Raw genomic sequence first — 22,193 nt, 5'->3', positions numbered from 1 at the left:
CGGTAGGTCAGGTATCGAGGTGGGTCAAGAGGTGATCCGGGGAAGGGTTCGGAAGCGGAGCGGCTACGGCCGGAGGGTGGCGGGCAGCACGCCCTTGAGCGAACTCGTCACGGCCAGTGCCTCGGCGGCCAGGAGGTCGCTCGGCGTGAGGATCCGCTCGCGCATCACACCGCGGTCGAGCTGCCACGACCGCTCGACACCCGGCAGGCATCCCGACGACAGCGGCGGCGTCCACCAGACGCCGTCGATCCGGGCCGCGAGGTTCGCGATCGTGGTCTCGGTGACGTGCCCGAGTTCGTTGACGAGCACGACGTCGTCGGCATCGGGGTTGCGGCGACGCCGGCGGTCGTACCGCTCGCGGAGCGTCGTCTTGTGCCCGAGGAGGATGTCGAGGGAGTCGACGGGCTCGTCATCCAGGACGAGGGATACGCAGGCAGGCGCGACCGGGGGCGCGAAGACGTCCACGTCCACCTCGCCGTCGCGGTGCAGGCGCACCCGGACCCGGGCGGCTCCGGCGCACGACAGCTGGTGCGCGAGGTGGCGCCGGACCTCTCGTTCCCCGAATTCGTACCCGAGGACCGCCGCCGAATGGGCGAGACGCGACAGATGACGGTCGACATGCCGCAAGCCCGTGCGGGGATCGTGATACATCGTCTCCATCAGCTGAACGTCAGCTGTGTCGATCGTCGCGAGCCCCGCTGCGGCGGACACGGAAGTGTTCACAGGGCGGGATCTCGATTCGGCGCGTGACTGGAGTTGGCGGGACCACGATATACGAGCGCGCGGTATACCGATACCGCGTCCACGGTGGCGGCGACGTCATGGACGCGGAGGACGGCGGCGCCGTTCTGGGCGGCGATCATCGCGGCGGCCACCGAAGCGGCCTGGCGGTGGTCGACGTCGCGGCCGGTGATGGCTCCGAGCATGCCCTTCCTCGACAGGCCCGCCATGACCGGAAGTCCGATCTCGGTGATCTGCCGGAGTTCGGACAGCAGCCGGAGGTTGTGTGCCAGGGTCTTGCCGAATCCGAAGCCCGGATCGAGCAGGATGTGCTCACGCGGGATCCCGGCCGCGAGACACGACTCGAGGCGGGCGACGAGGAACCGTTGGACCTCGTGCACGACGTCCCGATATCGCGGTGCGTCCTGCATCGTCGCCGGATCCCCGAGCATGTGCATCAGGCAGACCGGGACCTGCAGGTCGGCGGCGGCCTGCAGGGCGCCGGGGAGCCGCAGGGCGCGAACGTCGTTGATCATCGACGCGCCGGCGGCGACCGCCTCGCGCATCACCTCGGGGCGTGAGGTGTCGACGGAGATGGGGACCGACGTGTGCCGGGCGAGGGCCTCGACCACGGGAACCACGCGCTCGATCTCGTCGGACACCGACGGTGGTGTCGATCCGGGCCGGGTCGATTCCCCGCCGACGTCGAGGAGATCGGCCCCCTCGGCGACGAGCGACAATCCGTGATCGACGGCCCGCGCGGGGTCGCGGTAGCGGCCGCCGTCCGAGAACGAATCCGGGGTCGCGTTGACGATTCCGCAGACCAGCGGAATGTCGCGTGCGAGCGCGCCGAGCAGTCGCTCGGCGCCGGCAGTCGGGGGCGCGTGCACTGTCGAGCGGTGGCGCATGGTGCGAACCTCCTTACCGAGACCGGCCCGGGGGACGCCGTCATGTCGTCCCCCGGGCCGAGAACTGTCGCGTTACACGGGATCGACGCCGAATTCCTCGGCGGCATCGATCAGCCACGCCGCGAGGTACCGGGCGAACGAGGCTCGCACCAGGATGCGGTAGTCGGTGCCGCTGTCGTCGAGCGCGATCAGCACGACACCGGCGAGACCGAGCATCGTCTGTACGGCCGATCCCGGACGGAACACGGTGGGGTGCAGGTCGATCGAGCAGCCCTTGGCGAGGATGTCGCGGGCGTGCGCTCCGGTGAGCCGGATCGTCGTGCGCTGCCCGGAGACGTCGATCGCCGCGCCGCCGTGCGGGGTCACCGCGGTGCGCAGCGTCCCCTCGAGCTCTTCGGGGGACTGGGATCGCGTGGTGATCAGCCATTCCTCCGGGCCGAGCCAGACCGCGGTGACCGCGCCGCTGTCCACGCGGGTCGACGGTGTCGTGGGCAGGTCCACACCGAGCGCGGCGCCCGCCGCCGCTCCACCGGGGCCGCTCGGGTCGACCCACAGGTCGACCATCGAGACGAACGGTTCCTCGGTGATGCGCACCGACTCGGGGAGCGCCGAGAACTTCTGGTCCCAGCCGTGCAGGGGGCTGAGCGGGACGAGGGTGTCAGCCATCGCGGCGTGCTCCTTCGGGATCGACGAGAACGGAACCGGTGACCTCGACGGCGACCAGACGGCCGTCCACCGGGACGTGCAGGGTGTCGCCGACTCGCGCTCGGCCGCCCTTGACGAGGGCGAGACCGAACGGGCGGCCGAGTTCGGCGCTGAGGTAGCTGGAGGTGACGTGCCCGAGCATCGGGACCGGCGCGGGTGGCAGGTTCCCGTCCAGTACCTCCTCGATGATCTGCGCACCCTCGGGCAGCACGGTCTGCTTGTCGAGCGGCAGCAGTCCGACGAACTGCTTGCGCAGCGGGTTCTGGTTCTCCTCCCGGCTGAAGGAGCGCTTGCCGACGAAGTCGACCTTCTTCTTCGACACCGCCCAGCTCATCCCGAGGTCCTGGGGGGTGACGGTGCCGTCGGTGTCCTGCCCGATGATCGGGTAGCCCTTCTCGGCGCGCAGGACGTGCATCGTCTCGGTGCCGTACGGGGTGATGTCGAACTTTTCCCCGGCGGCGATCAGGCGTGCCCAGACCGCGGGGGCGTGCCAGCCGCCCACGTTGACCTCGTAGGCGAGTTCGCCGGAGAAGCTGACCCGGGCCACCCGCACGTGCTGGTCGCCGAGGGCGGTGTCGCGCCAGGCCATGAACCCGAACGCGTCGTTGGTGACGTCGAGGTCGGGGAAGACCTCACCGATCACGTCACGGGATTTCGGTCCGACGACGGGGAAGGTGGCCCATTGTTCGGTGACGGAGGTGAGCCGGACCTGCAGGTGGGGCCATTCGGTCTGGAGCCATTCCTCCATCCAGTCGAGGATCTTCGCGGCGCCGCCGGTGGTGGTGAAGACCTGGTACCGGTCGTCGGCCAGGCGCATCACGGTGCCGTCGTCGATGACCATGCCGTCGACGCCGCACATGACGCCGTAGCGGACCATGCCGACCTTGAGGGTGCTCATCATGTTCGTGTAGAGCATGTCGAGCAGCACACCGGCGTCGGCGCCCTGCACGTCGATCTTGCCGAGGGTGGAGCCGTCGAGGATGCCGACACTGCGGCGGACGGCGGCGCATTCGCGCAGCACCGCCGCGTCCATGTCCTCCCCGGGCAGCGGGTAGTAGCGGGGACGCTTCCACTGGCCGACGTCCTCGAACACCGCGCCGCGGCCGACGTGCCAGTCGTGCAGGGCCGTCACCCGTTCGGGGTCGAAGAGGGCACCGCGACTGCGGCCGGCGAGGGCGGCGAACGCGACCGGGGTGTACGGGGGCCGGAACGTGGTGGTTCCGAGGGTCTCGATCGGGCGGCCGAGGAGTTCGGCGGTGATGCCGGAGGAGATGACACCCGACGTCTTGCCCTGGTCGTGGGCGGTGCCAATGGTCGTGTAGCGCTTGATGTGCTCCATCGACGTCATGCCGGCGCCGACCGCGCGGGCGAGGTCGGCAACCGTCGCGTCGCGTTGGACATCGACGAACTGGGTGTCCTGCCCCGCGGCGTCGGGGACCCGCCAGAGCACCAGGGGCTTCGTCGTCTCGGGTGCGGCGGAGGTGTCGGTGTCCGAACCGGGGGCGGGGGCGTCGAAGCCCAGCGCGCCCAGAATCTCCCGGCCCGCGCGCTCGCCGTCGTGCAGACACCCCGCCAGGTCGAAGATGCCGTTGGTGGAGCCGGCGACGGAGACGCCGTCGAGGGTCTCGCCGGGCACGAAGGCGCCGAGGTTCTCCTCGTAGCGGAGCTTGCCGCGGGCCTGCGAGAACAGGTGCACGGCCGGGTTCCAGCCGCCGCTGACGAGCAGTGCGTCGCAGGCGAGCGGGACCGCGGTGCCGGTGTCGTCGTCGCGGGAGGTGACGAGGGCGTGGCTGACCCGGCCGTTGCCGCGGGTGCCGCAGACGACGGATCCGGTGCGGACAGTGATGCCGCGCGCCTCGCACTCACGCTGCCAGCGGGCAGGGGCCTCGTCGCGGGCCTCGACGATCGCGTTGATGCGGACACCGGCGTCGCGCAGGTCGATCGCCGCCTCGTACGCGCTGTCGTTGGTGGTGAACACGACGGCCTGCTCGCCGACCTTGACGCCGTACCGGTGCAGGAAGGTGCGGGCGCCGTGCGCCAGCATGATGCCGGGGCGGTCGTTGTCGGTGAAGACGACGGGACGCTCGTGCGCTCCGGCGGCGACGAGGATGTGCCGGGCGCGGATCCGCCAGACACGCTGGCGGCTCAGGGCGGCCGGGGCCTGGCCACCGAGGTGGTCGGTGCGACGCTCCAGGGCGAGGACGAAGCCGTCGTCGTAGTTGCCGAACGCGGTGGTGCGCTGCAGGTGCAGCACGTCCGGGTAGGTTGCGAGTTCGGCGACCGCGGCCGTCACCCAGTCGAGGGCGGGGGCGCCGTCGATCAGATCCGTGCTGCCGAGGAGGTCACCGCCGGCTTCGCTCTGCTCGTCGACGAGGACGACACGCGCACCGGCCCGGGCCGCGGTCAGCGCGGCGGCGAGACCGGCCGGTCCGGCGCCGGCGACCAACAGGTCGGTGTGGACGTGCTTGGCGTCGTACTTCGCCGAATCGGCGATGGTCGCGAGACGTCCCTGACCGGGGATGCCGCGGGCGACGAGACCGTCGAACAACTCGATGGTGGTGGCGAGCAGCATCGGCTCGGGGAAGGGTTCCTCGATCTGTACGAGGCCGCCGGTGTCCTCGGCCCAGGCGGCGGTGATGCCGCGGGGGCGACCGAGTTTGATGCTGGTGGTGACCTGGTGGACGCCGTTCGCGAGCAGGGCCGAGCCGAGGGTGTCACCGGGGTGACCGGTCAATTCCCGGCCGTCGAACGTGAAGGTGTAGGAGGTGTCGCGGTCGAGGCGACCGCCCTGGCGGGTGCGGAAGGGTGCGTTCACGATATCGTCGGCTTCTGCTCGTCCAAGCGGTAGACGCTGTGGAATCGGTAGGTGGCAGTGTCTCGTACGGCGTTGAACCAGCGCCTGCAGCCGGCGCTGTGGTTCCACCGTTCGGCGAAAAGACCTTTCGGGTTCGCGCGGAAGAATACGAAGTGCGCCCATTCCTCGTCGGTCAGCGACTGCGGGTCTTCCGGGTACACGACGTGGGCTTCGCCGCCGTAGTGGAACTCGGTTTCCTCACGGGACCCGCACCACGGGCATTCGATGAGTTGCATTGTGGCTCCTGGTTAGTGGGCGACGGCGGCGGCGCCGTGCTCGTCGACGAGGGCGCCGGTGACGAACCGGTCGAGGCTGAACGGCGCGATGAACTCGTGCGGTTCGTCGTTCGCGATGGTGTCCGCCAGGCACCAGCCCAATCCCGGGGTGGCCTTGAATCCGCCGGTGCCCCAACCGCAGTTGAGATACACGTTGTCGTAGGGGGTGCGGCCGACGATCGGGGAGGCGTCGGGGCACACGTCGACGATGCCACCCCAGGTGCGCAGTAGATGCGCCCGGGCGAACACGGGGAACAATTCCACCGCGGCCGCCATCTGGCGTTCGATGATGTGGAACGCGCCGCGCTGGCCGTAGCCGTTGTAGGAGTCGACCCCGGCGCCCATCACCAGTTCGCCCTTGTGCGCCTGGGAGACGTACACGTGGATGGCGTTGGACATCACGATCGTCGGGTGCACCGGCTCGAGCAGCTCGGAGACCAGGGCCTGGAGCGGGTGGGACTGCACGGGGGTGCGGATGCCGAGCATGTCGGTGAGGGTGGAGGTGTGCCCGGCCGCGCAGAGCGCGACCTGCCCGGCGGCGATGTCGCCGCGGGTGGTGCGCACCCCGGTGACCTTGTTGCCGTCGGTCACGAAGCCGGTGACCTCGCAGTTCTGGATGATGTCGATGCCGGCCTCGTCGGCGCGGCGGGCGAATCCCCAGGCCACGTAGTCGTGCTTGGCGATGCCGGCCCGCGGCTGATAGGTGGCACCGAGCACCGGGTAGCGGATGTCGCTCGAGATGTTCACCAGCGGACACAGCTTCTTGACCTCGTCGGGTCCGACCCATTCGGCGTCGATGCCGTTGAGCTTGTTCGCCTCGACCCGGCGGACGCTGTCGCGGACATCCTGGAGGCTGTGTGCGAGGTTGAGGACGCCGCGCTGGCTGAACAGGATCGGGTAGTCGAGGTCGTCCTCGAGACCCTCCCACAACTTGAGGGCGTGCTCGTAGATCTTGGCGCTCTCGTCCCACAGGTAGTTCGAGCGGATCAGCGTGGTGTTGCGGGCCATGTTCCCGCCCGCGAGCCAGCCCTTCTCCAGGACGGCAACGTTGGTGATGCCGTGGTTCTTGGCGAGGTAGTGCGCGGTCGCGAGACCGTGCCCGCCGCCGCCGACGATCACGACGTCGTAGGACTTCTTCGGTTCCGGGTTACGCCACAGGAAATCGGGGTGGTCGGGCAGGTGCGCGCCGGGCGGCTGGGTGGCACTCATCAGTTCGCCTCCGTGAGGTCGGGGTAGAGCGGGAAAGCGGCGGCGAGGGCGTCGACCCGGGTGCGCAGGTCGTCGAGTCCGGCCTCGTCGGTGGCGGGGCGCAGCGCGTGGCTGATGATGTCGGCGACCTCGGTGAACGCGGCCTCGTCGAAACCGCGGGTGGCGAGAGCGGGGGTGCCGATCCGCACCCCGGAGGACACCATCGGCGGGCGGGGGTCGAACGGGACGGCGTTGCGGTTCACCGTGATTCCCACGCGGTGCAACCGGTCCTCGGCCTGCTTGCCGTCGAGTTCCGACTCGCGCAGGTCCACCAGGACGAGATGGACGTCGGTGCCGCCGGAGACGACGTTGATACCGGCGGACCGCGAATCTGCTTGCAGCAGGCGGTCGGCGAGGATCTTCGCGCCGGCCAGGGTGCGCTCCTGACGTTCGCGGAACTCGGGTTCAGCGGCGAGCTTGAACGAGACGGCCTTGCCTGCGATCACATGCTCGAGCGGGCCACCCTGCTGTCCGGGGAACACCGAGGAGTTGAACTTCTTCGCCAGCGCCGCGTCGTTGGTGAGGATCACGCCGCCGCGGGGCCCACCGAGGGTCTTGTGCGTCGTCGACGTCACCACGTGCGCGTGCGGGACGGGGGAGGGGTGCAGTCCGGCGGCGACCAATCCGGCGAAGTGCGCCATGTCGACCATCAGGTAGGCGCCGACCTCGTCGGCGATCGCACGGAACCGGGCGAAGTCGAGCTGGCGGGGGTACGCAGACCAGCCGGCCATGATCAGCTTGGGGCGGTGCTCGCGGGCGAGGCGCTCGACCTCGTCCATGTCGACGAGGTGGTCGTCCTCGCGGACGTGGTAGGCGGCGACGTCGTAGAGCTTGCCGGAGAAGTTCAGCTTCATCCCGTGCGTGAGGTGACCGCCGTGGGCGAGGTCCAGTCCGAGGATGCCGTCGCCGGGCTGCAGCAGCGCCGCCATCGCCGCGGCGTTGGCCTGCGCCCCCGAATGCGGTTGGACGTTCGCGAACTCGGCGCCGAACAGCGACTTCAGGCGGTCGATCGCGAGCTGCTCGATGACGTCGACGTGCTCGCAACCACCGTAGTAGCGGCGCCCGGGATAACCCTCGGCGTACTTGTTGGTCAGCACCGACCCCTGCGCCTGCATCACCGCGAGCGGGGCGAAGTTCTCACTGGCGATCATTTCCAGGGTGCCTTGCTGCCGCTCCAGTTCGGCCGCGATCGCCCGGTGCACGGCGGGATCGAGATCGGCGAGCGAATGAGTCAGCGTCGGGTTCGCTGCTGCCACCTCGGTGAGGTTTGCGGTGTCCACGGTCATGGTTCGCCTTTCTGGAAGGTCAGTTGAACTGGAACTGATATATCAACTGGAAAGTAGCGTAAGGTCAGTACCGGACAAAGGTCAATAGCTCCGGAGAATCAGGGAGACGGAACATGAGCCTGGCGCATTCATCGGTCGCGGACACGGCATCGAACGGCGGCACCAACGCCGACCGCGCGTACGAGATCGTGCGCGAACGCCTGGTCATGCTCGACATCCGGCCGGGCGAGCCGATCAACGACGACCGCCTCGCCGAGGAACTCGGCTTCGGCCGGACGCCCGTGCGGGAAGCGCTCAAGCGCCTCGAACGGGAGCGTCTCGTCATCGCCTACCCCCGTCGCGGCACGTTCGCCACCGCCGTCGACATGACCGACCTCGCCGACATCTCCGAGATCCGCAAGCAACTCGAACCCACGGCCGCCGCCCGGGCGGCGCGCACGGCGTCGCAGGACGCACGAGCGCGACTGTCCGCGCTCGCCGACGAGATCGCGGAGATCGACGACAGCGAGGACCCGCGCGACGTCCTGCGCAAGGACGTGCGGGTCCACCGCGAGATCTACCGGACGTCCGGCAATCCGCACCTCGAAGACATCCTCGTCAGCCTCGACGCCCACGCCACCCGCATCTGGTGCCTCTTCCTCGACCGTCTGCCGGACGTCGCCGCCCACGTCCGCGAGCACGTCGCCCTGCTCCGGGCGATCGTCGACGGGGACGAGGACACCGCGTCCGCGCTCACGTTGTCGCACGTCGCGGGGTTCGAGCGGGCCATCCGCGACCTGCTCTAGGCGCTTCGCGCCCGTGCGTGGTTAACGAGTCCCTGGACTCGTTAACCACGCACGGGCGGCGGAGCCGCCTCAGCTGAAGACGACCGTCCGATGGCCGTGCAGCAGGACTCGGTTCTCGCAGTGCCAGCGCACGGCCCGCGACAGCGCGAGGGCCTCGGCGTCCTGCCCGACCGTGGCGAGTCGCGCCGGGTCGAAGGAGTGGTCGATGCGGATGACTTCCTGCTCGATGATGGGCCCCTCGTCGAGGTCGGGTGTCACGTAGTGGGCGGTGGCGCCGACTTGCTTGACTCCGCGATCGAACGCCTGGTGGTAGGGCTTCGCGCCCTTGAAGCCGGGCAGGAACGAGTGGTGGATGTTGATCGCGCGTCCGCGCAGTGCGCGGCACGCGTCGTCCGACAGCACCTGCATGTACCGCGCGAGAACCACGAGATCCGCGTCGAACTCCTCGACGAGTTCGAGTAGCCGGGCCTCGGCCTGCGGCTTGGTGGCCGGTGTCACCGGGACGTGGACGAACGGCAGGCCGGCGGCCTCGGCCATCGGGCGCAGCACCTCGTGGTTGGAGACGACAGCGACGAGTTCGGCGCCGAGGTTGCCCGCGCGCCAGCGGAAGATGAGGTCGTTGAGGCAGTGGCCCATCTTGGAGACCATGACGATCACGCGGGGCTGGTCGCTGCCGTTGAAATTGAACGTCATGCCGAAGTTCGCGGCGACGCTGCCGAATTCCGCCGTGAGGCGTTCGATGTCGACATCTTCTGCCGACACGAACGACGTGCGGAGGAAGAACGCGTCGCTCCGGGTGTCGTCGAACTGTTGATGCTCGGCGATATCGCAGTTCTGCTCGAAGAGAAAGGAGCTGACTGCGTGAACGATCCCGGGACGCTGAGCGCAGCTGAGCGTCAGGGTGAAGGTCTGGGTCATGTGGGTCTCCTCGATGCCGGAATCAAATTGAGGTATTAGTCCGAGCAAACTGATATATCAGGATGGTCAATGCTATTTCAGGCGGGACGGGCGGTCAAGGGCTGGAGGCGGAAGTCAGACGCCGCTTCGGAATCCGGCGAGCACCGAGTCCGATCGGCTCTGGGCGTGCTGGGTGGTGGCGGCATCGACCGTGTGGGCGATCAGTAACGCGGTGGTCACCGGTCCCACCCCTCCGGGAACCGGGGTCAGCGCGCCCGCCCGACCGTCCACGGCCGCGGCATCGACGTCACCGAGCAGCCGGCCGTCGGCGGTCGCTGTGGTCCCCACGTCGATGACGACGGCGCCGTCGGCGACGTGGTCGGCGGTGATCAGTCCGGGAATGCCGACGGCGACGACGAGGATGTCGGCGTCACGGGTGCCGGCGATCAGATCGGTGGTGTGCCGGTGGCAGACGGTCACCGTCGCGTTGCGCTGCACCAGGAGGTGCGCAACGGGACTTCCGACCACCGTCGATCGACCGACCACCGCGGCGGTCCTGCCGTGCGGGGAGATTCCGTGGTGATCGAGCAGCGCGATCACGGCCTGTGCAGTGGCGGGTGCGAACGCGGGCAGGCGCGCGACGAGACGACCCAGGCTGACCGGGTTCGCGCCGTCGACGTCCTTGGCGGGGTTGATCGCCTCCCGGAGTGCGTCGAGGTCGGTGCCGTCCGGCAAGGGCGTCTGCAGGATGATTCCGTGGACGTCCGGGTCGTGGCCGAGTTCGACGAGCGTGCCGTGGATCTGCCCCGTCGTCGCCGACGCGCCGAGATCGACGATGTCGCACAGGATTCCGGTGCGCTTCGCGGCCGCCGCGATGGAGCGCACGTACCAGGCGGTCGATTCGTCGTCGGTGGCCAGCACGACCGCCAGCCTGGGCCGGATTCCGAGGTCGGTGAGAGCGGCGGCGGCGATGGACGCGTCGTTGCGGATGGAGGTGGCGAGTTCGGCGCCACCGAGGCTTCTGGTCATGAACTCAGCTGCTTTCGTACTCGTGTCGTGACGGCCTCGGCGCGCTCGACGATCGCGTCGACGCCGGCCAGGCATTCGGTGAGAGACCGGCGGGTGCCCGCATCGGTGATACCGGGCAGGTTCACCTCGATGTTGACCCGGGCGGTGGTGACGGCGGCGCGGGCGGCCTCGGCGGCGGCCGCGACGTCGCTGACGACGGTGGGGTTCGCCACCGGCAGCAGGACGTCGGCGAGTGCGACGACGTCGCCTGCCGCGACCACCACCTCGGCGGGCACCGCGGCCGCGCCGGCGAGTGCGGTCGCGATCGCCGACGTGCGGGCGCCCAATTCTTCCTCGGTTTCCCGGGGGAGACGGTAGGCGTCGATGACGGCGGTGAACGCCGCCATGTCGTCCTCGGCGAATTGCAGTGCCTTCTCGCGGAACGCATCTGCGGACGCGCAGATGCGTTCGACGAGCATCCCGTGGTCGGCGTACCTCTTGCCGGTGGTGTAGCGTGCGACCATCGACACCAGCGCGGCCGCCTGGCCGAGGTGGAGCGCGCCGGTCGCACCGCCGCCGGGCGCGGGAGTTCGATCGGCGAGCGAGTCCAGGAAGCCGGTGATCGTGTCGTTTCGGAAGGTCATGACCGGATCTTCTTCATCTCGGGGTCGACGAGCGGCTCGGCGACGACGGTGGCCGGGATGCGGCGTCCGAAGTACTCGATTTCCACCGCCGTGTCGACGGTCGCATTCGCCGGAAGCCAGGCGTAGGCGATCGGCGCCCCGACCGTGTGACCGAACGCGGCGCTCGTGACGTACCCGGCGGGCTGTCCGTCGACGAACACCGGCTCGTGGCCCAGGACCACCGACGTGCGGTCGTCGATCGTCAGGCACGCCAGGCGCCGTTCCACCGTCTCGTCGGAGATGCCGTCGAGCGCGTCACGCCCGCGGAAGTCGCCCTTCGGCAGTCGGACCGCGAAACCGAGACCGGCCTCGTACGGGTTGTGCTCGGTGGTCATGTCGGCGCCCCACGAGCGGTAGCCCTTCTCCATCCGCAGGCTGTTGAACGCGGCCCGGCCGGCGGCGATGACGTCGTGCTTCTGCCCCTCCGCCCACAGCAGATCCCACAGCCGCAGACCGTTGTCGGCGGACGTGTACAGCTCCCAGCCGAGTTCGCCGACGTACGACAGTCGCATCGCCGTGACGGGAACACCGCCGATGCGGACCTGCTTCGCGCGGAAGTACTTGAAGTTCTCGTTCGTGAAGTCGTCGGAACTCAGTGCCTGCACCAGATCCCGGGCGCGCGGACCCCACAACCCGATCCCGCACGTGCCGCCGGTGATGTCCCGGATCTGCACACTGCCGTCGTCCGGGGACTGGCGGCGGAAGTAGTCGAGATCGAGGTTGCCGTTGGCGCCGACCTGGAAGACGGTGTCGGACAGGCGCGTGACGGTGAGGTCGCTGCGGACGCCGCCCGCCTCGTCGAGCGCGAGCGTGTAGGTCACGGAACCGACGGACTTGTCCATCTTGCCGGTCGTCAGCCGATCGAGCAGGGCCAGCGCGCCGGCGCCGCTGATCTCGAGCCGCTTCAGCGGTGTCATGTCGTACATCGCCACCGACGTGCGGGTGCGCCAGGCCTCGGCCGCGGCGATGGGGGAGTGGAACATCGCCGCCCACGGCTCACGGGCCGGCGGCTGCCACTCGGCCGGAAGATCCTGCACCAGATGGGCGTTGGCCTCGAACCAGTGCGGGCGCTCCCAGCCGGAGCTCTCCAGGAACACGGCGCCGAGTTCCTTCTGACGAGCGTGGAAGGGACTCACCCGCAGGTCGCGGGGAGACTCCTTGGGCTGCAGCGGGTGCAGCACGTCGTAGATCTCGACGAAATTCTGCTGCGACGTCTCGCTGACATAGTCGGGTGCGAGCTGGATCTCCTCGAACCGGTGCACGTCGCAACCGTGCAGTTCGACCTCGGAGCGGCCGTCGACGAGCAGTTGCGCGACCGCCCGGCCGACACCGGCGGAGTGCGTCACCCACACTGCCTCGGCGATCCAGAACCCGGCGACGTCCGGCGACTCGCCGATGAGCGGTCCGCCGTCCGGGGTGAACGAGAAGACCCCGTTGAAACCGGCTTCCAGTTTCGCGGATTCGAGGCACGGCAACAGCAGCTTGGACTGCTCCCACGACGGCGCGAAATCCTCTTCCGTGAACGGCAGCATCGACGGCATGTCGGATGCGGAGACGTCGTCGCTCTCGTCCAGGTCGCGCAGGTTCACCGGCATCGGGCGGTGGGCGTACGTGCCGATGCCGAGACGGTCGACGTGCTCGCGGAAGTACAGATCCTGATCCTGATGGCGCAGGATCGGGAAACCCGCCTCGGCGAGTTCGGTGTTCCGTCCGACGAGTTCGGGGATCTGCTCGGTCTTCGCGTACTGGTGCGCCAGGGGCAGCAGGGGGACGTCCATGCCCACCATCGCGCCGATGTCGGGACCCCAGAAGCCCGCGCAGGACACCACGATGTCGGCGGGGATCACACCGTCCGCGGTGGCGACGCCGGTCACCTTGCCGCCGCTCTGTTCGATGCCGATCACCTTCGTCGAACCCTGGAACACGGCGCCGCGAGCCTCGGCGCGCCGGGCCAGCGCGACGACGACACGGGACGCCTTCGCGAGGCCGTCCGTTTCGACGTACAGCCCGCCGAGCACCCGCTTCTCGTCCAGTAGCGGGTGCAGCTTCGCGCACTCGGCCGGGTCGAGGACGGCGCCCTCGATGCCCCAGGACGTGGCCCAGCCCTGCTTGCGGTGCAGATCGGCGAGACGCTCGGGGGTGGTGGCCACCTCGAGCCCGCCGAGTTGGTTGAAGCACCATTCGCCGTCCACGTCGAGTCCGACGAACTTCTCGACCGTGTACCGGGCGAACTCCGTCATCGTCTTGGACGCGTTCGTCTGGAATACCAGGCCCGGTGCGTGTGACGTGGAGCCTCCGGTGAGCGGCAACGGTCCCTGGTCGAGAACCGTGATCCGATCCCAGCCGCGAGCGGTGAGCTCGTCGGCCAGATTCGCGCCGACGATGCCGGCTCCGATGATCACTACGCGCGGTGACCCCATGATGGTCCTCCTGGTTGGGTGGGTGCCTGTGTGTGGCGAAGTAGCGGGAGATTCGGTGTTCGGTGTGGGCTCGAACGGCGCCGGAGAGAACTGTGAATTACGGAACGGATCGGAGTGATCCGAACCAATATCGACAACTGATATATCAACACATTAGGTCCGAGAGAGTAAGGGGGTCAACCCCGAATCGCGGGAAATTCCACAATGATTGGTTGGGGAAATAGCAGCAATTCCGCGATCCACCGTGGAAATGCGCACAGTCCCGGACTGTGATGACGTGGAATCGGGTGTGGATGGAGGTAACCGTCGCACGGTGATGTCGCCTATCCTGAAGTCGCGATGACTGAATTGGACGATAACTCGAATGGAGATCGGAGCCGGCCGGCCGGCGCTGTGCAGTCAGTGGACCGCGCTCTGGCGGTACTCGAAATCCTGGCCAGGCTCGGCACCGCCGGCGTCACGGAAATCGCCGAGGAGCTGGGCGTCCACAAGTCGACCGCGTCGCGTCTCGTCGCTGTCCTGGATTCGCGGGGCTACGTCGCGCAATTGAAGAACCGGGGGAAGTTTCAGCTCGGGAATTCGATCGTCCGTCTGGCCCGCACCGCGTCGCCGGACGGCGATCTGGTGCGGCAGAGTCAGGAATTGTGTGCCGAACTGGCGGAAACTGTCGGTGAGAGCGTCAATGTGTCGATACTCGACGGTAATCGATCGGTGAGCATCGTCAAAGCGGACGGTCCGTCCGGCGTCGGCACCAGTACCTCGGTCGGTCAGAGCAGCCCGGCACATGCGACGGCGAGTGGAAAATTGTTGCTGACGGAATTGTCCGACAGTGAACTCGCGGAGCGCGTGGGAGAAACTCCGATTGCTCTCACGGCCAAAACTCTCACCGATGTGTCTGCGCTCGTGGAATCGTTGACAGCCATTCGCGAGCGGGGCTGGGCGGAGTCCGAGGAGGAACTCGAACTCGGGCTGAATGCGGTGTCCGTGCCGATCCGCGACTACACGTCGAAAATGATTGCGGCTCTGAGTGTGTCCGGCCCAGCCTACCGACTGCTGCCGGAACGGTTCGAGGACGTCGCACGCGCCGCGCTCGACACGTCCCAGCAGATCAGCAACCGCCTGGGCTACGCGGTCACGTAGCGCCGGCATCAGGCCCGCGACCTGGCGAGTTGCTTCTTGTACCGGGTGAACAGCCGGGGATTGTTCATCGCGAAGACGCCGACGGTGTCGCCGTCGCGGTCGTAGGTGGCCACGAACGTGCCGGTTCCGGGGTCGCCGTCGACGAAGCGGACCTCGTCGGTGCTGTGCCTCGTTCCGGCGAACTGCAGCATCTTGCCGTACTGGTGGGACCAGAAGTACGGGATCGCCGCGGGCCCGGACGGTGTGGCCATGATGGTGTCGGCCACGGTGGCTGCCTGGGCGACGGCGTTGCTCCAGTGCTCGCTCCGGTGATGGACCTGGTGGGTGTCGTCGAAAGTCCGTGCGCAGTCGCCGATCGCGTACACCCCGGGGAGATTCGTGCGGCACGACGAGTCGGTGAGGAAGCCGTCGTCGATCATCAGTTCCGAGTCGCAGGCCCACTCGACGTTGGGGACGGCCCCGATTCCGACCACCACGACGTCCGCGGGCAGGACTGTTCCGTCCCTGAGCCGGACGGCTTCGACCGCGTCGTCGCCCAGCAGTGCGTCGACGACCGACCCGGTGAGAAGCCGGACTCCGTGTGCGGCGTGCTGTCCCGCGCAGATCGCCCCGAGCTCGATGCCGAGTGGACCGGCAAGGGGTGTCGGCGAGGCCTCGACGACCGTGACGTGCAGGCTCATTCCGGCCGCACTGGAGGCCACTTCCGCTCCGATGAAACCGGCTCCCACGATCACCAGATTCTGCGCGCGTGACAGCGAATCGCGCAGTGCGCGTGCGTCGTCGACGGATCTGAGCGTGTGGACGCCGGCGAGACCGAGGTGCCCGGGCAGGGTCCTGGCACGCGCGCCGGTCGCGACGACCACGGCATCGGCGTCGAGGTGGGACCCGTCGTCGAAGGTGACGCGGTGGAGCCCGTCGGGGGAGCAATCGAGGCCGGTGGCCGTGCTGTTCATCCGCCATTCGACGTCGAGGGTGTCGTCGTCGCTGTTCATCAACAGCAGGTCCTCGTCCGTCACCTCGCCGGTGAGGAATTCCTTGGACAGGGGTGGCCGGTCGTAGGGCAGGGACTCTTCACTGCCTGCCACGACGAGGCGGCCGGTGTATCCCTTCTCGCGCAGCGCGCGGACCGCCGACAGTCCGGCGAGTGAAGCACCCAGTACCACAATGGAATTCGGGACAGTATTCATCGGGTGTCGCCCTTCTGTTCGAGATGGAGCAGCACGGTGCCGTCGACGATCGACACGTCGTGGGTGCGGACTGCGATCTTGGCCGGCGGGCCTGACGGCACTCCGGTGCGGAGGTCGAAGCATGCCTCGTGGAGCGGGCACTCGACCGTGCAGTCCTCGACCCAGCCGTCGGCGAGGGAGGCGTCCTGATGGGTGCAGGTGTCGTCGATGGCGTACAGACCGTCGGAGGTGTGGAAGACGGAGATGGGAGCCATTCCCGGCGGCGTCACCGTGACTACTTCGCCCACGGGCAGGGTGATGAGTTCGCAGACGGCGAACGGTGTGGTGCCGGGGTGGATCACAACTGGGGAATCGTTATCGAGAATCACTCGATACCTCCGGATGCGTCGGGAAGGAGGGGCAAGTTGTGGAGCAGTTGTTGCGCTATGCGCGACGACTTGCAATCTGTGCAACACAATGCTCTCCGGTGTTGCCCCGCGGTGTCAAGCATTCGCGTGTAAAAACTGCGTTCCGGAAGTCGGTGGGCATAACCTCGGGGAATGAGTGAATCCGAGGCGACGGCATCGGCGGCCCAGGGCGCGGAAGGGAAGGCGAAGACCGTGCACGCCGTGGAACGTGCCATCGACGTGCTCGAGATCGTCGCGGCGGAGGGCCGGGTCGGTGCCACGGAGATCGCCGTCCGCCTCGGCGTGCACAAATCGACCGTCTCACGCCTGATCGCATCGCTGCAGCAACGCGGATTCGTCGAGGAAGCGGGCGTCCGCGGCAAATACCAGCTCGGATTCGCGGTAGTGCGATTGGCCGAGGCCACGGTCGCGCAGAGCGGCCTCGTCGAGGTCGCCCAGCCCGAGTGCGACCGCCTGGCCGACGCCTTCGGGGAGACGGTCAACCTGGCGGTGCTGGACGGTGCGGCGACGCTCAACGTGCTCGAGGCCCGCAGTGATCGCCACGTCGCGCTCCGCACGTGGGTGGGTCAGGTCACCCCGGCACACGCGACCGCGACCGGCAAGGTCCTGGTCTCAGAGATGACGTCGGGCCAGCTCCGCAGCAGGCTGGGCCCGCAATTGAGCGCGCTCACGCCCAACACGATCACCGACTTCCGTGCGTTCGACGTCGAACTCGAGCGCGTGCGGTCGCGGGGGTGGGCGTCCACGGCCGAGGAGCTCGAAGCGGGGCTCAATTCCATCGCCGTGCCGGTGCGAAGCAAGGTCACCAACCGGATCGTCGCGTCGATCTGCGTGTCCGGCCCGGAGTACCGGCTGGCGCCCGATCAGTTCGAGGCGGTGGCGCTCGAAATCGCCGACGCGGTGGCGCGGATCGAAGCGCAGCAATCCGTCGACGCGGGTGGCTGACGGCCCGGAAGTGGCTCTCCCTCAACGCAGGACGGACCGATAGTCCGGTTTGCCCGGGTTTCGGCGCCGCGTGGTTAACGCGGTGTTTCGGCCGTGTCGCGTCCGCGAAAGAACTGTCGAATGTGATGTTTGACACGTCCGCCGACGACGGTCTAAGTTGTCTAAATCGCATAGCGTTGCTGATGACGCAACAATGCTGACGCCGCGATGACTCGGCGGGAACAGCTGTCCGCTGTTCGAACGATCGTCGCGGATCGGGCACCCATGTCGTCACACTCGGCAACGACGCCCCTTGCGATCTGCGCCCCATTCGCACACAGACACCAGGTCACAGCCCCGACCGAACGCATCTTTCCCGTAACGAAAGAACGGTGACATCTATGTCCGCTCCGGACGTCCAAGCACCCGCCCCCGCGCCCGCCCCGGCACTGATCCCCACTCTGGGGGGTCGCTACTACACCGATCCCGACATTTTCGTGAGCGAGCAGGAGAACGTCTTCGAGGCGATGTGGTTCTGCGCCGCCCGCGCCGCTGATCTCGCCGACGCCGGCGCCTTCAAGAAGGTCACCGTCGGCCGGGAGAGCGTCCTCATCGTGCGCGGCCGGGACGGCGCCCTGCGGGCGTTCCTCAACATCTGCCGGCACCGCGGCGCCATGCTCTGCACGGAGGACGAAGGCCAGGTCCGGCGGAACCTGCAGTGCCCGTACCACGCGTGGACGTACGGACTCGACGGCAAACTGGTCGCCGCGCCGAACATGGCCGCGCTGCGCGACGAGACCGGAGCCGACATCGACCGGGTGCGGTACGGACTGGTGCCGGTCGCGCTGCGCGAGTGGCTCGGTTACGCCTGGGTGTGCCTCGCGGACGAGCCGCCGTCGTTCGAGGACGAGGTCATCGGTTCCGTCACCGAACGGCTCGGTGATCCGACCGCCATCGATCGGTACGGGATCGGAACCCTGGAACTCGGCCGCCGGATCACCTACGACGTCGCGGCCAACTGGAAGCTGATCATCGAGAACTTCATGGAGTGCTACCACTGCGCCACCATTCACCCGGAACTCACCGAGGTGCTTCCGGAGTTCGCGGACGGCCTTGCCGCACAGTACTTCGTGGGGCACGGTGCCGCCTTCGGCGACGAAGTCGAGGGCTTCACCATCGACGGCAGCGGCGGATTCGAGGCGTTGTCCGGCATCAGCGACGACCAGGACCGCAAGTACTACGCCATCACCGTCCGGCCGCAGGTGTTCGTGAACCTCGTGCCCGACCACGTCATCTTCCACCGCATGTACCCCATGTCCGCGGACCGCACCATCGTGGAATGCGACTGGCTGTACGCGCCGGACGTCACGGCGTCGGGACGCGACGTCTCCCGCTCGGTCGAACTGTTCCACCGCGTCAATCAGCAGGACTTCGACGCGTGCGAGCGGACGCAGCCGACGATGTCGTCGAAGGCCTACCGCGACGGGGGTGTGCTGGTACCCGCGGAGCATCACATCGGCGAATTCCACGACTGGTTACTGACCCGGCTGGGTGGGGACGCGCAATGACGTACGCCGGCGAGCAACCGAGGGTGATCGACCCTCCCGAAGTGCAGGCGCCGGAACCGGAGCGTCCGACACCCGCTCACACCCAGGCGCGGGGCGGTGTCGACAAGGTGGTGTTCGGCGCCGCGGCGGGAGTCGGGGTGGGCATCATCCTGTGGGGCCTGCTGGCGCCGGAGAACCTCGCGCTCGTGTCGAACGCGGCCCTCGGGTGGCTCGTCGCCGACATGGGGTGGTTGTTCATCACCGCGGCCACCGGGTTCGTCCTCTTCTCGCTGTTCCTGGCGTTTTCGCGGTACGGCCGGATTCCGCTCGGCAAGGACGGCGAGAAGCCGGAGTTCCGGACGGTCAGCTGGATCGCGATGATGTTCAGCGCCGGCATGGGGATCGGGCTGATGTTCTACGGCGTCGCCGAACCCCTCGCGCACATGGTGAGCCCGCCACCCGGGACCGACGGGACCGCCGGGTCGGCGATGGCCACGACGATGTACCACTGGGGGCTGCACCCGTGGGCGATCTACGCGGTGGTCGGATTGTCGATCGCCTACGGCTCCTACCGGCGGGGCCGCAAGCAACTCATCAGCTCTGCGTTCATCCCGCTCCTCGGCCGTCGCGCCGAGGGGGCGGCGGGCAAGGTGATCGACGTGCTCGCGATCATCGCGACGATGTTCGGCACCGCCGCGTCGCTCGGCCTCGGTGCCCTCCAGATCGGGTCCGGGCTCGAGATCATCGGCTGGATGGGCGAGGTCGGCACGTTCGCCCTGGTGGCCCTCGTCGGATTGCTGACGTTCGCGTTCGTCGCCTCGGCGGTGTCCGGCGTGGCGCGCGGAATCCACTGGTTGTCCAACATCAACATGGTGCTGGCCATCGTGCTGGCGGTCTTCGTGTTCGTCCTCGGCCCCACGGTGCTGATCCTCAATCTGCTGCCCACCACCATCGCCGACTACAGCGCGCAACTCGCGACGATGTCGGGTCGCACCGCCGCGAGTGCCGGCGACGACACCGCGTCGTGGCTGTCGTCGTGGACGATCTTCTACTGGGCGTGGTGGGTGTCGTGGACGCCGTTCGTCGGCATGTTCCTGGCCCGGATCAGCCGTGGCCGCACCATCCGGCAGTTCGTCGTCGGTGTGATCGTCATTCCCACCTCGGTCAGCCTCGTGTGGTTCGCGGTGTTCGGAGGTTCCGCCATCGGGGTGCAACGTGACGGCACCGATGTGGCGTCCCAGTCGTCGACCGAGGGGCAGTTGTTCGGAATGCTCGACCACCTGCCGCTCGCCGGTGTCTCCACCGTGCTGGTCATGGTGCTGGTGGCCCTGTTCTTCGTCTCCGGCGCCGACGCGGCATCGCTCGTGATGGGCACCCTGTCGGAGCGGGGGACCCGGCACCCGAGCAAACGGATCGTCGTGTTCTGGGGCACGCTCACCGGCGGCACCGCGGCGCTCATCCTCTGGACCGGCGGCTCGGACGCCCTTCAGGGGCTGCAGACGATGACGATCATCGCGGCCGCACCGTTCCTGCTGGTGATGATCGGACTGTGCGTCTCGCTGTATAGGGACGTCTCCCGTGATCCGCTCATCGTCGGCCCAACGAAAGAATCTGCACACGAAAGGGTTTCGGGCACACTATGAAGATGTCGGCGCTATCCGCTGATCTCGACGTCCAGAAATTGTTCGGCACGGTGAATTTCATCGCGGGGGAGTGGGTGGCTGCGACATCGGGGCGCACCCGCGACTGCATCGACCCGGCGACCGGGAACGTGATCGCCACCGTCGACGAGGCGTCGCCCCAGGACGCCGGGCGAGCAGTAAGGGCGGCCCGGGCGGCCTTCGACGCCGGGGACTGGCCGGAGACGCCGGTCGCCACGCGATCGTCGCTGCTGTCGCGTATCGCCGACCTCCTCGAGCGCGACAAGGAGGAACTGGCGCGCATCGAGACGGTCGACACCGGTAAGACGTTGGTGGAGAGTCGAATCGACATCGACGACGTCGTTTCCGTGTTCCGGTACTACGCTCGGCTGGCCCTCGCCTCGAGCGACCGGGTCGTCGACGTGGGTGACCCCGCCGTCGTCTCCCGCGTCGTCCGCGAACCGATCGGGGTCTGCGTCCTCATCGCGCCGTGGAACTACCCGCTGCTGCAGATCTCCTGGAAGGTGGCGCCGGCGTTGGCGGCCGGCTGCACGATGGTGCTCAAGCCCAGCGAAGTCACGCCGCTGAGCACGATCGCGTTCACCCGGCTGATCGAGGAGGCCGGTGTGCCCGCCGGAGTGGTCAACCTCGTGCAGGGCAGCGGCGCCGACCTCGGTCCCGCCCTCACCGACACCGGCGACGTGGACTTCATCTCGTTCACGGGTGGACTCGCCACCGGCACCACCATCCTGGAAACGGCCGCGAAGCACGTTACGAAGGTCGCCGTGGAACTCGGCGGCAAGAATCCGCACCTCGTCTTCGCGGACGCCGACTGGGAGTCGTCGGTAGACCAGGTGCTCACCGGTGTCTTCCTGCATTCGGGTCAGGTGTGCTCGGCCGGGACGCGGCTGATCGTCGAGGAGTCGATCGCCGACACCTTCGTCGCCGCCCTCGTCGCGCGTGCCGAGGCCATCCGCGTCGGCCCGGGACTCGACCCGGGCAGCGAGACCGGCCCCCTCGTGTCGGCGGCGCAACGCGACAAGATCGAAGCGTATGTGGCACTGGGCATCGCCGAGGGAGCGACGCTCCGGACGGGCGGCTCCCGGCCCGTCGATCCCGCGCTGGACGGCGGCAGCTACTACCTGCCCACCATCTTCGACCACTGCGACCGCACGATGCGGATCGTGCAGGAGGAAACGTTCGGGCCCATCCTCACCGTCGAGCGATTCACCACCGAGGAGGACGCGGTCCGGCTCGGCAACGACACCGAGTACGGCCTCGCCGCCGGGGTCCGGACGTCGGACGCCGCCCGCGGCGAGCGGGTGGTGCGCCGTCTGCGCCACGGAACGGTGTGGCTCAACGACTTCGGCTATTACACGGCGGCGGCGGAGTGGGGCGGATTCAAGAAGTCCGGCAACGGACGCGAACTCGGACCTGCCGGGCTCTCCGAATACCAGGAAGTCAAACACATCTGGAATAACACGACCTCACCTCTCGCGGGGTGGTTCACCGCGACCTGACGTGCACTCGGCAGGGCGCGCGAGCAGACCCCATCGACT

The 22,193-nt window shown here is 68.2% G+C and carries 19 protein-coding genes; 6 read left to right on the top strand and 13 right to left on the bottom strand.

Going from position 1 to position 22,193, the window contains the following annotated elements; translation table 11 throughout:
- Positions 1–63: 63 nt before the first annotated feature.
- From P3H15_RS04025 to glyA, 7 genes are all read right to left on the bottom strand, one after another.
- Positions 64–723 carry an aminotransferase class IV gene (locus tag P3H15_RS04025; protein WP_276136057.1) on the bottom strand — a complete coding sequence of 220 codons (660 nt, stop codon included), beginning with the start codon at positions 721–723 and terminating at the stop codon, positions 64–66.
- Complete coding sequence (gene folP, locus P3H15_RS04020) at positions 720–1,628, bottom strand: dihydropteroate synthase (RefSeq protein WP_276136056.1); 909 nt, start codon at positions 1,626–1,628, stop codon at positions 720–722. The genes P3H15_RS04025 and folP overlap by 4 nt, the downstream gene beginning before the upstream one ends.
- A 72-nt stretch (positions 1,629–1,700) precedes the next feature.
- Positions 1,701–2,294, bottom strand: a complete 594-nt coding sequence (locus tag P3H15_RS04015) for a sarcosine oxidase subunit gamma (protein WP_276136055.1) — start codon at positions 2,292–2,294, stop codon at positions 1,701–1,703.
- A complete protein-coding gene (locus tag P3H15_RS04010; protein ID WP_276136054.1) occupies positions 2,287–5,148 on the bottom strand; it encodes a 2Fe-2S iron-sulfur cluster-binding protein in 2,862 nt (953 codons plus the stop codon). Before P3H15_RS04010 ends, P3H15_RS04015 begins: the two co-directional genes overlap by 8 nt.
- Positions 5,145–5,423 (bottom strand): sarcosine oxidase subunit delta, encoded by a 279-nt coding sequence (locus P3H15_RS04005; RefSeq protein WP_124389817.1) that lies wholly within the window; start codon positions 5,421–5,423, stop codon positions 5,145–5,147. The genes P3H15_RS04010 and P3H15_RS04005 overlap by 4 nt, the downstream gene beginning before the upstream one ends.
- 12 nt (positions 5,424–5,435) lie before the next feature.
- Complete coding sequence (locus P3H15_RS04000; RefSeq protein WP_159924938.1) at positions 5,436–6,671, bottom strand: sarcosine oxidase subunit beta family protein; 1,236 nt, start codon at positions 6,669–6,671, stop codon at positions 5,436–5,438.
- Positions 6,671–7,996, bottom strand: coding sequence for a serine hydroxymethyltransferase (gene glyA, locus P3H15_RS03995; RefSeq protein ID WP_276136053.1), 1,326 nt, complete (start codon positions 7,994–7,996; stop codon positions 6,671–6,673). Before glyA ends, P3H15_RS04000 begins: the two co-directional genes overlap by 1 nt.
- A gap of 113 nt (positions 7,997–8,109) precedes the next feature.
- Between glyA and P3H15_RS03990 the strand changes: the two genes are divergently transcribed.
- Complete coding sequence (locus P3H15_RS03990) at positions 8,110–8,781, top strand: GntR family transcriptional regulator (RefSeq protein WP_276136052.1); 672 nt, start codon at positions 8,110–8,112, stop codon at positions 8,779–8,781.
- A 69-nt stretch (positions 8,782–8,850) separates the two neighbouring features.
- Here the strand turns inward: P3H15_RS03990 and purU are convergent, their stop codons facing one another.
- The 4 genes from purU to P3H15_RS03970 form a co-directional block, all read right to left on the bottom strand.
- Positions 8,851–9,699 carry a formyltetrahydrofolate deformylase gene (gene purU, locus P3H15_RS03985; protein WP_276136051.1) on the bottom strand — a complete coding sequence of 283 codons (849 nt, stop codon included), beginning with the start codon at positions 9,697–9,699 and terminating at the stop codon, positions 8,851–8,853.
- Between the two features lie 114 nt (positions 9,700–9,813).
- Positions 9,814–10,707, bottom strand: a complete 894-nt coding sequence (locus P3H15_RS03980) for a bifunctional 5,10-methylenetetrahydrofolate dehydrogenase/5,10-methenyltetrahydrofolate cyclohydrolase (RefSeq protein WP_276136050.1) — start codon at positions 10,705–10,707, stop codon at positions 9,814–9,816.
- Positions 10,704–11,330 carry a cyclodeaminase/cyclohydrolase family protein gene (locus P3H15_RS03975; protein ID WP_276136049.1) on the bottom strand — a complete coding sequence of 209 codons (627 nt, stop codon included), beginning with the start codon at positions 11,328–11,330 and terminating at the stop codon, positions 10,704–10,706. Before P3H15_RS03975 ends, P3H15_RS03980 begins: the two co-directional genes overlap by 4 nt.
- Positions 11,327–13,789: an FAD-dependent oxidoreductase gene (locus P3H15_RS03970; RefSeq protein WP_276136048.1), complete on the bottom strand. Its 2,463-nt coding sequence runs from the start codon at positions 13,787–13,789 to the stop codon at positions 11,327–11,329. Before P3H15_RS03970 ends, P3H15_RS03975 begins: the two co-directional genes overlap by 4 nt.
- A gap of 339 nt (positions 13,790–14,128) precedes the next feature.
- Between P3H15_RS03970 and P3H15_RS03965 the strand changes: the two genes are divergently transcribed.
- Positions 14,129–14,929 carry an IclR family transcriptional regulator gene (locus P3H15_RS03965; RefSeq protein ID WP_276136047.1) on the top strand — a complete coding sequence of 267 codons (801 nt, stop codon included), beginning with the start codon at positions 14,129–14,131 and terminating at the stop codon, positions 14,927–14,929.
- An 8-nt stretch (positions 14,930–14,937) separates the two neighbouring features.
- On the opposite strand, the gene P3H15_RS03960 is transcribed toward P3H15_RS03965, so the two are convergent.
- Positions 14,938–16,116 (bottom strand): NAD(P)/FAD-dependent oxidoreductase, encoded by a 1,179-nt coding sequence (locus P3H15_RS03960; protein ID WP_276136046.1) that lies wholly within the window; start codon positions 16,114–16,116, stop codon positions 14,938–14,940.
- Complete coding sequence (locus tag P3H15_RS03955) at positions 16,113–16,457, bottom strand: bifunctional 3-phenylpropionate/cinnamic acid dioxygenase ferredoxin subunit (protein ID WP_276136197.1); 345 nt, start codon at positions 16,455–16,457, stop codon at positions 16,113–16,115. The genes P3H15_RS03960 and P3H15_RS03955 overlap by 4 nt, the downstream gene beginning before the upstream one ends.
- Positions 16,458–16,655: 198 nt before the next feature.
- On the opposite strand from P3H15_RS03955, the gene P3H15_RS03950 reads away from it, so the two are divergent.
- The 4 genes from P3H15_RS03950 to P3H15_RS03935 all read left to right on the top strand — a co-directional run bounded on the left by P3H15_RS03950 (position 16,656) and on the right by P3H15_RS03935 (position 22,154).
- Positions 16,656–17,468 (top strand): IclR family transcriptional regulator, encoded by an 813-nt coding sequence (locus P3H15_RS03950; protein WP_276136045.1) that lies wholly within the window; start codon positions 16,656–16,658, stop codon positions 17,466–17,468.
- Positions 17,469–17,848: 380 nt separating this feature from the next.
- Entirely contained in the window at positions 17,849–19,015 is a 1,167-nt protein-coding gene (locus P3H15_RS03945; protein ID WP_276136044.1) for an aromatic ring-hydroxylating dioxygenase subunit alpha, read from the top strand.
- On the top strand, positions 19,012–20,637 hold the full coding sequence (locus tag P3H15_RS03940; RefSeq protein ID WP_276136043.1) for a BCCT family transporter: 1,626 nt from the start codon (positions 19,012–19,014) through the stop codon (positions 20,635–20,637). The genes P3H15_RS03945 and P3H15_RS03940 overlap by 4 nt, the downstream gene beginning before the upstream one ends.
- Positions 20,634–22,154 (top strand): aldehyde dehydrogenase family protein, encoded by a 1,521-nt coding sequence (locus tag P3H15_RS03935; protein ID WP_276136042.1) that lies wholly within the window; start codon positions 20,634–20,636, stop codon positions 22,152–22,154. Before P3H15_RS03940 ends, P3H15_RS03935 begins: the two co-directional genes overlap by 4 nt.
- Positions 22,155–22,193 lie beyond the last annotated feature (39 nt).

The sequence above is a fragment of the Rhodococcus sp. T2V genome (genome assembly GCF_029269925.1).
Lineage (GTDB): Bacteria > Actinomycetota > Actinomycetes > Mycobacteriales > Mycobacteriaceae > Rhodococcus_F > Rhodococcus_F koreensis.
The sequence above is the reverse complement of the archived record's forward strand: the minus strand, read 5'-3'. Positions and strand labels throughout refer to the sequence as shown.